Origin of the sequence: Streptomyces arenae (genome assembly GCF_022343545.1) — a bacterium.
In the GTDB taxonomy this organism is placed as follows: Bacteria; Actinomycetota; Actinomycetes; order Streptomycetales; family Streptomycetaceae; genus Streptomyces; species Streptomyces humi.
Genome location: NZ_JAKQYH010000045.1, coordinates 39,093 through 52,397, shown reverse-complemented (window position 1 = coordinate 52,397; position 13,305 = coordinate 39,093). Strand labels below are relative to the sequence as shown.

The following is a 13,305-nucleotide window of genomic DNA, read 5'->3' as shown; positions in this document are numbered from 1 at the left end:
ATCACCTGAGCTGATTATGCATTTGCCTAATACCTTTAGGCAAATTAGCGTGCCTTATATGAGACCGCTGAGTGAGCAAGAGATCCGTGCCGCGTTCGTGAACTGCACCAAGGGCGCCGCGAAGCGCCTCACCGTCCCGCACGACCTGGACGAACAGCCCTGGGCGGACCTGGACTACTTCGGCTGGCGGGACCCGCAGGCCCCCGACCGCGCCTACCTGGTGACCGAACTGGGCGGCCGCGCGCTGGCCGTGGCGCTGCGCTGTCCGAGCCCGTCATCCTGGACGGCCCGGCGCAGCATGTGCAGGATCTGCCTGACCACGCACTCCGGGGGCGTCTCGCTGATGGTCGCGCCGAAGGCGGGGAAGGCCGGGCAGCAGGGCAACTCGGTGGGCGCCTACCTCTGCTCCGACCTCGCCTGCTCGCTGTACGTGCGGGGCAAGCGGGACGCGGGCGTGGGCGGGCGCATACCGGAGTCGCTCACCCTGGAGGAGAAGATCGAGCGGACGACGGCCAACCTCGCCGCGTTCCTCGCCAAGGTGACGGACTGAGCCGGCTGACGGGCAGGTCCTCCGAGACGGAACCCGTCTCGGCCGGCGCCGACCACCCTGTCTTCCGGCTCGGCGTCACGAAGTGGCGGCGTCCTCGTCGGATGCGTCCGTGTCCTCGCCGGCCGGCTGCTCCCCGGCCGCGGCCGTGGCCTTCGCCTTGGCCGCCGCGCCGGGGTCGAAGGCCGTGAGGGCGCGCTGGGCGAGGGGGTGGGAGCGGATGAGTTCGCCGAGTGAGGTACGGCCCTGGGTGATCTCCTTGAACGCCCGCCAGGCCGGCCGGAACCCGGTCAGCGCGGCGTGGAACAGACCGGGACGGCGTTCGAACGCGGCGAGCATGCTCTTGCCGACGCTCATCTCGACGCCGAGCCCCGCCTTGATGGCGAAGGCGTAGTTCAGCGCCTGGCGGCGGGTGTCCACGGCGTCGTGGGCCTCGGCGATCCGCACCGCCCACTCCCCCGCGAGCCGTCCCGAGCGCAGGGCGAAGGAGATGCCTTCACGGGTCCACGGTTCCAGGAGGCCCGCTGCGTCACCACAGACGAGCACCCGGCCCCGGGACAGCGGCGAGTCGTCGGCGCGGCAGCGGGTCAGGTGACCGGAGGAGATGCTCGGCTCGAAGCCGGCCAGGCCGAGCCGGGCGACGAAGTCCTCCAAGTAGCGCTTGGTGGCCGCGCCTTCGCCGCGCGCCGAGATCACCCCGACGGTGAGGGTGTCGCCCTTGGGGAAGACCCAGCCGTAACTGCCGGGCATGGGACCCCAGTCGATGAGGACACGGCCCCGCCAGTCCTCGGCGACGGTCTCCGGGACCGGGATCTCCGCCTCCAGACCGAGGTCCACCTGGTCGACCTTCACCCCGACGTGTGCCCCTATCCGGCTGGCGCTGCCGTCGGCGCCGACCACCGCGCGGGCCAGCAGGGTCTCGCCGCCCTGGAGGACCACGGCGACGGTGCGCCGGTCCGGGACGGCCGAGCCGTGCTGCTCGACCCGCTGCACGGCGGCGCCGGTGCGCAGTTCGGCGCCGGCCTTCTGGGCGTGCTCGACCAGTTGCTGGTCGAACTCGGGCCGGTTGATCAGCCCGAACATCATCTGCTTGGAGCGGCGGGTGCGGGTGAACCGTCCGTTGTTGGAGAAGGTGACGGCGTGCACCCGGTCCTTGAGGGGCAGCTCGAAGCCGGGCGGCAGCGCGTCGCGCGAGGGGCCGATGATGCCGCCGCCGCAGGTCTTGTAGCGGGGCAGTTCGGCCTTCTCCAGCAACAGCACGCGCCGTCCCGCGACCGCCGCCGCGTAGGCGGCCGAGGCCCCCGCGGGTCCCGCGCCCACCACGACGACGTCCCAGACCCGCTGCACGTCGTCCGCCTGCACGTCGTCCGCCGAAGAATTCTCGCCGCTCACGATGGTCCGCTGCTCCGATCAAGCCGTAGAAGCCGTATCAAGCTGTGTCAAGCCATATCAAGCCATGGGCCAGGCACTGTCAGGTACCGCCCGGCCACGGGCCGACACCCGTCACCTGTCCCCCGCATCCTACGGCGGAGATCGCCGCAGGCCACTGTGGGAGGATCGGTGCACTCACCAGTTCAACGTCGCACCCACGAGGAGCGTGCCCATGTCGTCCAATCCGGTCGCCGAGACCGTCGCCGCCTTGCTGCCCAGGGCGAAGGCGGAGCTCGCCGAGCTGGTGGCCTTCAAGTCGGTGGCGGACTTCGCCCAGTTCCCGAAGAGCGAGAGCGAGGGGGCCGCGAAGTGGGTCGCCGACGCGCTGCGCGCCGAGGACTTCGTGGACGTCGCCGTACTGGACACCCCGGACGGCACGCAGTCGGTGTACGGCTACCTGCCGGGACCTGAGGGGGCCGAAACGGTCCTGCTGTACGCGCACTACGACGTCCAGCCGCCGCTGGACGAGGCCGCCTGGACGAGCCCGCCGTTCGAGCTGACCGAGCGGGACGGCCGCTGGTACGGGCGCGGTGCCGCCGACTGCAAGGGCGGCCTGATCATGCACCTGCTGGCGCTGCGCGCGCTGAAGGCCAACGGCGGTGTCCCGGTCAACGTGAAGGTGATCGCCGAGGGCTCCGAGGAGATGGGCACCGGCGGTCTGGAGCGGTACGCCGAGCAGCACCCGGAGCTGCTGGCGGCGGACGCGATCGTCATCGGCGACACGGGCAACTTCCGCGTCGGGCTGCCGACCGTGACCACCACCCTGCGCGGCATGACCCTGGTGCGCGTCCAGATCGACACGCTCCAGGGCAATCTGCACTCCGGGCAGTTCGGCGGCGCCGCCCCGGACGCGCTGGCCGCGCTGATCCGCGTGCTGGACTCGCTGCGCGCCGAGGACGGTTCGACGACCGTCGACGGACTCGCACCGGCCGCGGCCTGGGACGGGCTGCAGTACGACGAGGCGCAGTTCCGCAAGGACGCGAAGGTGCTGGACGGCGTCGAGCTGATCGGTGACGGTTCGGTCGCGGACCGCATCTGGGCCCGTCCGGCGGTCACGGTGCTCGGCATCGACTGCCCGCCGGTCGTCGGAGCCACCCCCTCGGTGCAGGCCGGTGCCCGCGCCCTGGTGAGCCTGCGGGTGCCGCCGGGCATGGACGCGGCGGAGGCGAACAAGCTGCTCCAGGCCCACCTGGAGGCGCACACCCCGTGGGGCGCGCGGGTGCGGACGGAGGCGGTCGGCCAGGGCCAGCCGTTCCGGGCCGACACCACGAGCCCGGCGTACCGGGCGATGGCCGACGCGATGGCCGTCGCCTACCCCGGCGAGACCATGCAGTACGCCGGTCAGGGCGGTTCGATCCCGCTGTGCAACACCCTCGCGGGCCTCTACCCGCGGGCGGAGATCCTGCTGATCGGCCTGAGTGAGCCGGAGGCGCAGATCCACGCGGTCGACGAGAGCGTGTCGCCCGAGGAACTGGAGCGGCTGTCCGTGGCGGAGGCGCTGTTCCTGCGCAACTACGCGGCGGGCTGACGTACCCGCCCGGACCGGCGCGGCGACGTACGCGGGACGTCCCGTACCCGCCCGGAACACCGCGGAGACGTACGCGGCGCACGTCCCCGTACCCGCCCGGACCGCTGCGGCGGCGTACGCGGTGGGCTGAACCGCTCTGCCCACGGCAGAGGACCCTCGTCCGGGGACGGGGGTCCTCCCTAGGGTCGGGCGCATGGACGTCGTCGAACTGCTCCCCCGGCTGCACCTGCTGCGTTTCCCGGTGGGCCAGGCCTACCTCTGGCACGACCCGGACACCGGTACCTCGACCCTGATCGACAGCGGGCCGCCCGGCTCGGGCCGTCCGGTCGCGGACGCGCTCACCGCGCTGGGCCGGTCCCCCGGCACGGTACGACGGATCGTGCTCACCCACTTCCACGAGGACCACGTCGGCGGAGCCGCCGAGCTGGCCGCGCTGAGCGGCGCCGAGGTGCTGGCCCACCGGCTGGACGCGCCGGTGATCCGGGGCGAACTCCCGGGTCCGCCACCGGTGTTCGAGGAGTGGGAACTGCCGGTCCACGCTGACGTCTCGAAGCGTCTGCCGCCCGGCGGCCCGGTCCCTCCGGACCGGGTGACGGAGTTGTCCGACGGGGACGTGCTGGACTTCGGCGGCGGCGCGCGGATCGTGCACGCGCCGGGGCACACGGACGGCAGTGTCGCGGTCCATCTCCCCTCGTACGGCGTGCTGTTCACCGGGGACGCGGTGGCGATGTCGCCGGACGCCGGCGGGGTGGTCCTCGGGGTGTTCAACGTGGACCGCGACCGAGCCGTCGCGTCCTTCCGGCGGCTGGCAGCGCTGGACGCGGAGGTGGCCTGCTTCGGCCACGGCGATCCGGTCACCGCGCGCGCGTCATACATGCTGACGAGATCCGCGGACACCTACGGTCCGCCGCGGCGACCATGAGGGCATGACCGAGACCGAGCCCCGTATCACCGCGCACACCGGCATCGCGGCCTCCCTGGCCCGGCTGAGCGACGACCGACTGGCCGGGCTGGTCGGGGCGGGCGAGGGCCTCGGCACCGGGATCGGCGGACAGGCGGTACGGGTCACGGTGGACGGCAGACCCGTGTTCGTGAAGCGGATCCCGCTGACCGACCAGGAGCGGGAGCCACGCCACAGCCACTCCACCGCGAACCTGTTCGGGCTGCCGCCGTACTGCCACTACGGCGTCGGCGCCGTCGGCGGGCCGGGGTTCGGTGCCTGGCGGGAGCTGACCGCGCACACCGTGACGACGGACTGGGTCCTGGGCGGCCGTTTCCCCGGCTTCCCGCTGCTGCACCACTGGCGGGTGCTGCCGCAGACCCCGCTCCCGCTGCCCGCCGAACTCGCCGACGTCGACAGGGCGGTGGCGTACTGGGGCGGTTCCGCCGGTGTGCGGGAGCGCATCGAGGGACTGCGGGACGCCACCGCGAGCCTGACCCTGTTCCTGGAGCACTTCCCGTACACCCTGCACGACTGGCTGGACGCCGAGATCCGTACGCGGGGCGCGGACGCGGCGTGCGCGGCGACGGCCCGGGGTCTCGAGGAGCTGGTCGGTTTTCTCGAGAGCAGCCGGCTCCTGCACCTCGACGCCCACTTCCACAACATCCTCACCGACGGCCGGCGGCTGTATCTCACCGACTTCGGGCTCTCACTGAGCTCCCGCTTCCGGCTGGCCGCCGCCGAGCGGGACTTCTTCGGCCGGCACCGGCACTACGACCGTGCGTACACCGGCTACTACCTGGTGATCTGGCTGGTCACCGCGTTGTACGGGTACCGGGGCGAGGAGCGTGCGGAGTTCGTGCGCGCCTGCGCCGCCGGCCGGCGGCCCGAGGGCGTCCCCCGGGCCGCCGCCGACCTGCTGGTCCGGCACGCGCCGCTCGCGGTGACCATGGAGGAGTTCTGCCGGCGCCTGGCAGCGGAGAGCCGGCTGACACCGTTCCCGTACCAGGACGCTCAGAGCAGTTCCACGCTCTCCGCGTAGTGGCAGGCGACCGGGTTGCCGCCGCCCCGGTCGACCAGCTCCGGTGCCCGTTCGACGCAGGCGGTGCGTTCGCTGTCGGTGAGCTGGTCGGCGAACTTGGGGCAGCGGGTACGGAAGCGGCAGCCGCTGGGCGGGCGGACCGGGCTCGGGACGTCGCCCTGGACGGTGATGCGGGTACGGGCACGCTCCTTGCGCGGGTCGGGCAGCGGGATCGCGGAGACGAGGGCCTGGGTGTAGGGGTGCGCGGGACGTGCGAACAGCTGCCGGGCCGGGGCGATCTCGACCAGCCGGCCGAGGTACATCACCGCGACCCGGTCGGCGACATGGCGCATCACGGAGAGGTCGTGCGCGACGAAGAGGAAGGACAGACCCAGTTCGTTCTGGAGGTCCATCAGGAGGTTGAGGACACCGGCCTGGATGGACACGTCCAGGGCGGAGACCGGTTCGTCCAGCACCACCACCTTGGGGCGCAGCGCCAACGCCCGTGCGATTCCGATGCGTTGGCGCTGTCCGCCGGAGAACTCGTGGGCGAAACGGTTGCCGTGCTCGGGGTTGAGGCCGACCAGACGCAGCAGTTCGCGCACCTCGTCGGCGGCGCCCGGGCCGTAGCGGCCGTGGATGCGCAGGGGTTCGGCGACGATCTCGTGGACCGAGACGCGGGGGTCCAGGGAGGCGTACGGGTCCTGGAAGACGATCTGCAACTCGCGTCGCAGCGGTCGCATCTGACGTCGGCTCAGCTGGGTCAGCGGGCGGCCGCGGTAGTGCACGGTGCCCGAGGTGGCGGTCTCCAGGTTGAGCAAGGTGCGGGAGACGGTGGTCTTGCCGGAGCCGGACTCGCCGACCAGGCCCAGCGTCTCGTTCTCGTGCAGGTCGAAGGAGACCCCGCAGACGGCGTGCACGTCGCCCACCCGCCGGCGGACCACGCCCTTCGACATCACCGGGAAGTGTTTGACGAGGTCGCGGACCTGGAGGACGGGGGCGCCGGTGCCGCCGTGGCCGGGCAGCGGGGGGAGCGAGGATGGCGGGGCGGTCATCGGGCATCGTCCTCCAGGTCCGCGAACCGGGCGAGGGCCTCGGTGTCGGCGCCGACCGCGTCGAAGACCTCGCCGGCCGCCGTGTCCACGAGTTCGTCGGCGAAGTGGCAGGCGCTGCGGTGGGCGTCGGAACCGACGGGGCGCAGGGCGGGTTCGGTGCTGTCGCAGGCCTCGCGCCGCATCGGGCAGCGCGGGGCGAAGGGGCAGCCCGGGGGGAGGTTCAGCAGCGAGGGCGGGGAGCCGGTGATGGGGGTCAGGCGCTCCTCCTCGCGGTCGAGGCGGGGCAGGGAGCCGAGCAGGCCGAGGGTGTAGGGCATGCGCGGGGTGTAGAAGATGTCCTCGACCGAGCCGGTCTCCACGATCCGTCCGGCGTACATGACGGCGACCCGGTCGGTGTGGCCGGCGACCACTCCGAGGTCGTGGGTGATCAGGACGAGCGCGGCGCCGGTCTCGGCGCGGGCGGTCTCCAGGGCCTCCAGGATCTGCGCCTGGACGGTGACGTCGAGGGCAGTGGTGGGTTCGTCGGCGATGATCACGTCGGGGTCGTTGGCGATCGCGATGGCGATGACGACACGCTGGCGCATCCCGCCGGAGAGTTCGTGCGGGTAGCTGTCGACGCGCCGTTCGGGGCTCGGGATGCCGACCGTGCCGAGGAGTTCGACGGCGCGCTCGCGGGCCGCGCGTTTCCCGAGCCGGGGGTTGTGCCGGAGCAGGGTCTCGGTGATCTGGTAGCCGACGGTGTAGACGGGGTTGAGGGAGGTCATCGGGTCCTGGAAGACCATGGCGACGCCGCTGCCGCGTACGTCCGACAGGCGGGCGTCCGACATCCCGAGCAGCTCGGCGCCGTCGAAGCGCACCGAGCCGCGCACCCGGGCCGAGCCGGGCAGCAGCCCCATCACGGCGAGGGCGGTGACGGACTTGCCGGAGCCGGACTCGCCGACGATGCCCAGCGCCTCGCCGCGCTCCAGTCGGTAGCCGACGCCGCGTACGGCCCGTACGATGCCGTCCTCGGTCGGGAACTCCACGCTCAGGTCCTCGACTTCGAGGACGGCACCGGACTCCTCTCCGCTGCCGGTCAGGTGGCCGATGCCGGTTCCGCTGGTGTGGGTCACTGTCGCACCCTTTGCTGCCGGGGATCGAAGGCGTCACGCAGTCCGTCGCCGATGAAGTTGATGGTGAGGGCGATGGCGATGATGAAGGCGCCGGGGATGTAGAAGAGCCAGGGCCGGGTGTCGACCGCCGTCTGTGCCTGCGCGACCAGCAACCCGAGTGAGGTGTCCGGGGGTTGGACGCCGAAGCCGAGGAAGGACAGGGCGGTCTCGGTGAGGATGCCGGTGGCGACCAGGATCGTGGCGTTGACGATGATCGGGCCGAGCGCGTTGGGCAGCAGGTGCCGGAAGATGATCCGGGTGTCGGACGCCCCGAGCGCCCGGGCCGCCTCCACGAACTCCTTCTCGCGCAGGGACAGGACGGTCGAGCGCACCACCCGCGACACGTACGCCCAGGTGAGTCCGGCGATCACGACGGCGATCCAGTACCAGGAGCCGCCGCTGCGCGAGGAGATCACCAGGGCGATCGCGAACAGCGGGAGGGTGAGGACCAGGTCGGCGATGCGCATCATCAGCGCGTCGACGAAGCCTCGGTAGAAACCGGCGACGGCTCCCCACACGGCGCCGACCAGGGTGGACCCCAGGGCGATCAGGATGGCGATCTTCAGCGAGGTCTGGGTGCCGCGCATCACCTGGGCGTAGGCGTCGTAGCCGGACGAGTCGGTGCCGAACGGGTGCTTCCAGGACGGGGGTTGGGAGTTGTCGTTGGTGTACTTGGCGTACGAGTAGTGCCACAGGTGCGGGCCGACGAACGCCCACAGCACGATGAGCACGAAGACGACGAGGCTGATCATGGCGGCCCGGTGGCGCAGGAAGCGGCGCAGGACGAGCTGGCTCTGGCTGCGCCGCGCGACGGTGAACTCGCGATCCGTACGGGCCGGTTGGGTGCCGGTGGGCCCGAGCGCGCCGATGTCAGTCATAGCGGATCCTCGGATCGAGAACGGCGTAGAGGAGGTCGGCGAAGAGGTTGAAGACGATGACCACGACGGCGGACAGCAGCAGCCAGGCCATCGTGCGGTAGACGTCCAGGGTGGTGGCGGCCTGGACGAGCATCTCGCCCATGCCGTGCCACTGGAAGATCGTCTCCGTGATGACGGCGCCGCCGAGGATGATCGCGATGTCGAGGGCGGTGACGGTGGCGAGCGGGATGAGCGCGGTCCGCAGGGCGTGCCGGGTGAGCACCGTGCCGCGGCGCAGCCCCTTCGCGCGGGCGAGGCGCACGTAGTCGCTGTCCAGGACCTCCAGCATGGAGGCGCGGGTGTAGCGGGTCCAGGAGGCGAAGGAGACCAGGGCGAGGGTGATGGTGGGCAGGACGAGGTGGCCGACGCGGTCGGTGAACTCGTTCCAGGTGGTGTCCACTTCGAGGTACGGCGACTTCTCGCCGATGGTGCCGAGGAACTGGCTGCCGGTCTCCTGGTTGAACCAGATACCGGCCTGCTTGAGCAGCACCGCGAACCAGAACACGGGCATGGCGAGGAACAGGAAGCCGAAGAAGGTGATGGCGTAGTCGGCCGCGCTGTACTGGCGGATCGCGCTGAACACGCCGAAGACGACGGACATCACGAGGGCGAGCAGCATGGCGGCCGCGACCAGGGTGACCGTGACCCGGAAGCGGGTGAACAGGTCGTGCCCGATGTCCAGGTTGGTCTGGACGGAGGGACCCCAGTCGCCGTGCAGTACGCCGGTGATCCAGTTCCAGTAGCGCTCGACGACCGGCTGGTCGGCGTGGATGTGCCGGGCGAACGCCGCGACGGCGGCCTTGCTGGGGGGTGGCTGCCGGGAGGTGGCGTAGTTGGCCACCGGGTCGCCGGAGTTGATGACGACCAGGAAGACGATGAACGTGGAGACGACGAGGACGGGTATGGAGACGAGGATGCGGCGCACGGTGTAGGCGAGCATGCGGTCTTCTCTCGCGGAGGCCCGGCCCCGGGGTCACCGGGGCCGGGAATCGGGGCCGGAATCGGGGCCGGAATCGGGGCCGACGGGTGACCGGGGGTTACTTCTTGAGGCCCCACTCTCCGACGTTGTACGGCGGTCCGACGTTGGTGGAGTTGTTCCGCATGTTGACGAACCGGCTCTGTACCGCGAGGAAGGTCGGCTTCTGGTAGAGCGGCAGCACGTAGGCGTCGTCCACCATGAGCTGGTCGGCCTGGTTGAGCAGGGCCGCGGCCTTGGTGGCGTCGGTCTCGCCGATGGCCTGGCTGATCAGGGAGTCGACCTTCTTGTTGCTGTAGCCGCCGTAGTTGCCGCCCGCGCCGGTGGTCCACAGCTGCTGCGCGCCGCTGATCGGGAAGGGCGAGGCGACCCAGGCGAAGACGATGATGTCGTACTGGTGGCCGGCCAGGACCGTGCCGAGGTCGGCGGCGCCGATCGGTTTGATCGTGACCTTGATGCCGAGCTCGGCAAGGTCGCTCTGGAGGATCTGGCACTCGCTCTCCCGGATCTGGTTGCCGGTGGTGTACCGGCAGTCGAAGGGCCCGACGGACTGGCCGTCCGGGGTCTTCAGTGCGGTGCCCACGCCGGTGAACTTGCCGTCGGTGAGGTACTTCCTGGCCTTGGCGAGGTCACCCGAGCCCTGGCCGCTCGCGCTCACCACGTCCTTGTAACCGGCCTGCCCGGGAACGAAGTTGTGGTTGTAGAGCTGCTTCACGCCCGGGTCGAACTGGGCGACCGTCTTGGCCATGATGTCCTTGACGCTGATCGCCGTGAACATCGCCTGCCGCAGGGCCAGGTACTTGCCGATCACCGGGTTGTGCAGGTTGAGGTCGAAGTGCTCCCAGGTGAGTCCGTCGCCGATGGTGTAGGTGACGTTGGGGATGGCCTTGACCTGGTTGACGAGGTCGACCTCGGGCTGCGGATAGATGCCCTGGACCTCGTTGTTGCGCAGTGCGATCGGCTCCTGGGTGGCGTCCGAGATCACCTTGAAGATGAGGCGCTGCAGACTCGCCTTCCGCCCCCACCACTTCGGGTCGGGTTCGTAGGTGGCGTGGTCGTTGTCGACCCACTGGGTCATCTTGTAGGGGCCTGCGGTCGCGTACCTGGTGGGCGGGTTCTTCTGGAAGTACTGCCAGCCCTGGGTCATCTGGGCGGCCGTCATGTGCGCGGCGTCACCGCTCCTGGCGCCGGACACCTTCTCGGCGACATGGGCCGGGTACAGCGGGTAGCCCGCGCCGAACAGGGACTTCCAGTCGGAGTACGGCTTGTCCATCACCATGGTGACGGTCTTGCCGTTGTCGGAGCCGGTGACCGACTTGACGCGGTCGTATCCGGCCGTGCTCTCGGGCAGGCAGCCCTTGGTCTGGGTGGAGTCGCCGGCGGGCGGCGGCGGGCAGTCCTTGCCGTCGTTGGTGCGCCAGTAGTAGATGAAGTCGTCGGCGGTGATCGGGGTCCCGTCGTTCCAGGACGCCTTGGGGTTGATCTTGTAGACGATGGTCTGGGGGGCGGCGCTCGTCTGGGCCGCCGAGGTCACCAGGTCGGTGTTGAGCCTGACGCTGAAGTCCGGCTGCGGAACGTAGACCTGGGGCAGTACGGGGCTCAGCGCCTCGGCGTTCTCGAAGGTGTTCCCGTTGGTGTCCTGCACGTTCCACTGCTGGACGTTCTTCTCGATGACGTAGGTGAACGTGCCGCCGGCCTTGGTGGCGGCGGAGTTGCAGGTGTCGGCCTTGCCCTCGGTGGAGCAGGACGTGAGACCGGCCGAGGTGCCCTTGCTGCCACCGCCCCCGCCGCCTCCCCCGCTGCTACAGGCGGCGAGTGCCAGGACGAGCCCGGCGGTCAGTGTGAGGCCCCTTGTGAGGGCCGAGGAATGCGCGCGCATGTCCCTCCTTCGGCCGGCGGATGTCCGGCCTGTGCACGGCGGCCAGCGGCCGCGAGGAAGTTCGAGCTGCGCACCGACGGTAGAACGTCTGTGTACCTCCTTCACGTTCTCGTTCATACCGGGACGGCGACAATTCACCCTCGGTTATCCCTTGGAACCTTCCACCGCGGGCAAAAGGCCCTACACATGCCCCCGCTATGTCAAAGTCCCCGCAACATCGACTCCATGGCGGGGACCTGACGGGTTGTCAGACAGTGTCAGCCGACCGGGACACCGGCCTCCAGATAGAGCGCCGCACCGCGTTCGCGGGCCCGCAGCGCCCAGCGCAGCCGTTCGTAGCGCACCGGCGGCAGCAGTTCGGCGGCCTCCTGTTCGGTGACGAAGCGCCAGTCGCGCAGTTCGGGCCCCGGCAGCACCAGCCGGCCGGCCTCGGCGGAGTCCAGCCGGCCGCCGTCGAAGAGCAGCCGCAGTCCGCCGTAGCGGGGCGGGGTGGGCCGCTCCCAGTCGATGACGAGCAGCCCGGGCGGCTCCTCCAGTCGTATGCCGGTCTCCTCCTCGACCTCACGGACGCCGGCCCGCGCGGGCGCCTCACCGGGCTCGACGACTCCGCCGGGGAACTCCCAGCCGGCCTTGTACGTGGGGTCGACGAGGAGGAACCGGTCCTGTTCGTCGAAGAGGAGGACGCCCGCGGCGACGGTCTCGGCGGTGGGCTCGGGCGTCTGCACGATGTCGCACGCCGCGGCCTCGCCGCTGCCGACGGCCGCCGCGATCCGTACCGCCGTCTCGTACGGCGTGAGGTCGCTGGTGTCGACGAGATGGGCGTCGGCGCCGATCCAGGAGGCGAGGGCGGCGCGGTAGGCCTCGATCCGGTCGTACGACCACTGGCGGACGCGCATCTCGCCGTCGGGGAGGTCGGGCGGGACCTCCCGCCCGGCTATTCGCGCGCGCAGGATCGTTTCGGCCGGGGTGAGGCACAGATGGCGGACGGCGATCCGGCGGGCGGCGAGGCCGCCGAAGATCTCGTCGCGGTACTCCTGGCGCAGCAGTGTCATGGGAACCACCAGGGTCCCGCCCAGCTCGGCGAGCATCGCGGCCGCCGTGTCGATCACCAGGCGTCGCCAGATCGGCAGATCCTGGAAGTCACCGACCTCGGCGAGGCGCTTGGCCGGCAACAGGTGTGTCAGCACCGCGCCGATGACCTCGGGGTCGAAGAGCGTGCTGTTCGGGATCAGTTCGATCAGTTCACGTGCGGTGGTGGTCTTACCCGCACCGAACGCGCCGTTGACCCAGACGATCACGGACTCCCCCTCTTCTGTTGGCCCCCTGTGGCTTGCCCGCTCCACACTGCCACGGAAACCAGCTCCCGTTGAGGGCGCCCAAGACGGAGTGCCGGCGTCCCCTCCACGGAACACCGGCACCGCTGTCCGCCCCTGCTCCAGAGGGCTACTCCTGCCCCAGCAGGTTCTGGTCGAACTGGAAGCTGTCCTGGCTGACTCCGGGGTCGACGTGCTCCAGGGTGTCCGAGACGTTCAGGTCGCCGAGGGTTCCGTTGTCGGCCGAGTGGGACGGGGTGATGGCGGCCACGACGAATCCGGTGGCCAGGCTGGCGATGGCGAGCATGCTGCGCTTCTTCATGCCCGTTCCAACTGCGCGGACGGCGAGGGGTCACGGGGGACCGCGCGAGCGGAGCAACACCAAAGGGCAGCAGTGCGGCACTTTCCGCCCGGTCTCCGGGGAACATCGGATGACCTGCGGATATCCGGTCCAGACCAGAAGGCCGCGGATCGAAATGCCGAACGATCGCTACCGCACTCTTTCCAACAGACTCCCACACGTCCTACCGTAACCGCGCAGAGCGAT

The 13,305-nt window shown here is 70.6% G+C and carries 12 protein-coding genes; 4 read left to right on the top strand and 8 right to left on the bottom strand.

The genetic code is table 11. The features are described 5' to 3' along the window. The first annotated feature begins 58 nt into the window (after positions 1-58). Positions 59-550, top strand: a complete 492-nt coding sequence (locus tag MB828_RS19870; protein WP_301649375.1) for an FBP domain-containing protein — start codon at positions 59-61, stop codon at positions 548-550. Between the two features lie 75 nt (positions 551-625). Here the strand turns inward: MB828_RS19870 and MB828_RS19865 are convergent, their stop codons facing one another. Further along, positions 626-1,939: a geranylgeranyl reductase family protein gene (locus tag MB828_RS19865; RefSeq protein ID WP_301649374.1), complete on the bottom strand. Its 1,314-nt coding sequence runs from the start codon at positions 1,937-1,939 to the stop codon at positions 626-628. Between the two features lie 211 nt (positions 1,940-2,150). On the opposite strand from MB828_RS19865, the gene MB828_RS19860 reads away from it, so the two are divergent. From MB828_RS19860 to MB828_RS19850, 3 genes are all read left to right on the top strand, one after another. Next, entirely contained in the window at positions 2,151-3,506 is a 1,356-nt protein-coding gene (locus tag MB828_RS19860; protein WP_133024999.1) for a dipeptidase, read from the top strand. Positions 3,507-3,699: 193 nt separating this feature from the next. Next, positions 3,700-4,428, top strand: a complete 729-nt coding sequence (locus MB828_RS19855; protein WP_301649373.1) for an MBL fold metallo-hydrolase — start codon at positions 3,700-3,702, stop codon at positions 4,426-4,428. Between the two features lie 4 nt (positions 4,429-4,432). Then, on the top strand, positions 4,433-5,488 hold the full coding sequence (locus MB828_RS19850) for a protein kinase family protein (protein ID WP_301649372.1): 1,056 nt from the start codon (positions 4,433-4,435) through the stop codon (positions 5,486-5,488). Here MB828_RS19850 and MB828_RS19845 read toward each other — a convergent pair. From MB828_RS19845 to MB828_RS19815, 7 genes are all read right to left on the bottom strand, one after another. Continuing rightward, the gene (locus MB828_RS19845) at positions 5,461-6,522 is read right to left on the bottom strand and encodes an ABC transporter ATP-binding protein (RefSeq protein ID WP_301649371.1); all 1,062 of its coding nucleotides are present in this window, start codon (positions 6,520-6,522) and stop codon (positions 5,461-5,463) included. The genes MB828_RS19850 and MB828_RS19845 overlap by 28 nt on opposite strands. After that, positions 6,519-7,634: an ABC transporter ATP-binding protein gene (locus MB828_RS19840; RefSeq protein ID WP_301649370.1), complete on the bottom strand. Its 1,116-nt coding sequence runs from the start codon at positions 7,632-7,634 to the stop codon at positions 6,519-6,521. Before MB828_RS19840 ends, MB828_RS19845 begins: the two co-directional genes overlap by 4 nt. Beyond that, positions 7,631-8,551, bottom strand: coding sequence for an ABC transporter permease (locus tag MB828_RS19835; RefSeq protein WP_301649369.1), 921 nt, complete (start codon positions 8,549-8,551; stop codon positions 7,631-7,633). Before MB828_RS19835 ends, MB828_RS19840 begins: the two co-directional genes overlap by 4 nt. Then, positions 8,544-9,530, bottom strand: a complete 987-nt coding sequence (locus MB828_RS19830) for an ABC transporter permease (protein WP_301649368.1) — start codon at positions 9,528-9,530, stop codon at positions 8,544-8,546. The genes MB828_RS19835 and MB828_RS19830 overlap by 8 nt, the downstream gene beginning before the upstream one ends. Positions 9,531-9,627: 97 nt before the next feature. After that, a complete protein-coding gene (locus MB828_RS19825; protein WP_301649367.1) occupies positions 9,628-11,445 on the bottom strand; it encodes an ABC transporter family substrate-binding protein in 1,818 nt (605 codons plus the stop codon). Between the two features lie 257 nt (positions 11,446-11,702). Further along, positions 11,703-12,743 (bottom strand): NUDIX hydrolase, encoded by a 1,041-nt coding sequence (locus tag MB828_RS19820; protein WP_301649366.1) that lies wholly within the window; start codon positions 12,741-12,743, stop codon positions 11,703-11,705. Positions 12,744-12,888: 145 nt separating this feature from the next. After that, positions 12,889-13,080 (bottom strand): hypothetical protein, encoded by a 192-nt coding sequence (locus tag MB828_RS19815; RefSeq protein WP_301649365.1) that lies wholly within the window; start codon positions 13,078-13,080, stop codon positions 12,889-12,891. Between the last annotated feature and the right edge of the window lie 225 nt (positions 13,081-13,305).

Excerpts from the sequence above, each read along its gene's own strand:
- MB828_RS19815 (WP_301649365.1), bottom strand. The coding sequence starts at position 13,080 with ATGAAGAAGCGCAGCATGCTCGCCATCGCCAGCCTGGCCACCGGATTC.
- MB828_RS19835 (WP_301649369.1), bottom strand. The coding sequence starts at position 8,551 with ATGACTGACATCGGCGCGCTCGGGCCCACCGGCACCCAACCGGCCCGT.
- MB828_RS19850 (WP_301649372.1), top strand. The coding sequence starts at position 4,433 with ATGACCGAGACCGAGCCCCGTATCACCGCGCACACCGGCATCGCGGCC.
- MB828_RS19860 (WP_133024999.1), top strand. The coding sequence starts at position 2,151 with ATGTCGTCCAATCCGGTCGCCGAGACCGTCGCCGCCTTGCTGCCCAGG.
- MB828_RS19825 (WP_301649367.1), bottom strand. The coding sequence starts at position 11,445 with ATGCGCGCGCATTCCTCGGCCCTCACAAGGGGCCTCACACTGACCGCC.
- MB828_RS19855 (WP_301649373.1), top strand. The coding sequence starts at position 3,700 with ATGGACGTCGTCGAACTGCTCCCCCGGCTGCACCTGCTGCGTTTCCCG.
- MB828_RS19845 (WP_301649371.1), bottom strand. The coding sequence starts at position 6,522 with ATGACCGCCCCGCCATCCTCGCTCCCCCCGCTGCCCGGCCACGGCGGC.
- MB828_RS19870 (WP_301649375.1), top strand. The coding sequence starts at position 59 with ATGAGACCGCTGAGTGAGCAAGAGATCCGTGCCGCGTTCGTGAACTGC.
- MB828_RS19830 (WP_301649368.1), bottom strand. The coding sequence starts at position 9,530 with ATGCTCGCCTACACCGTGCGCCGCATCCTCGTCTCCATACCCGTCCTC.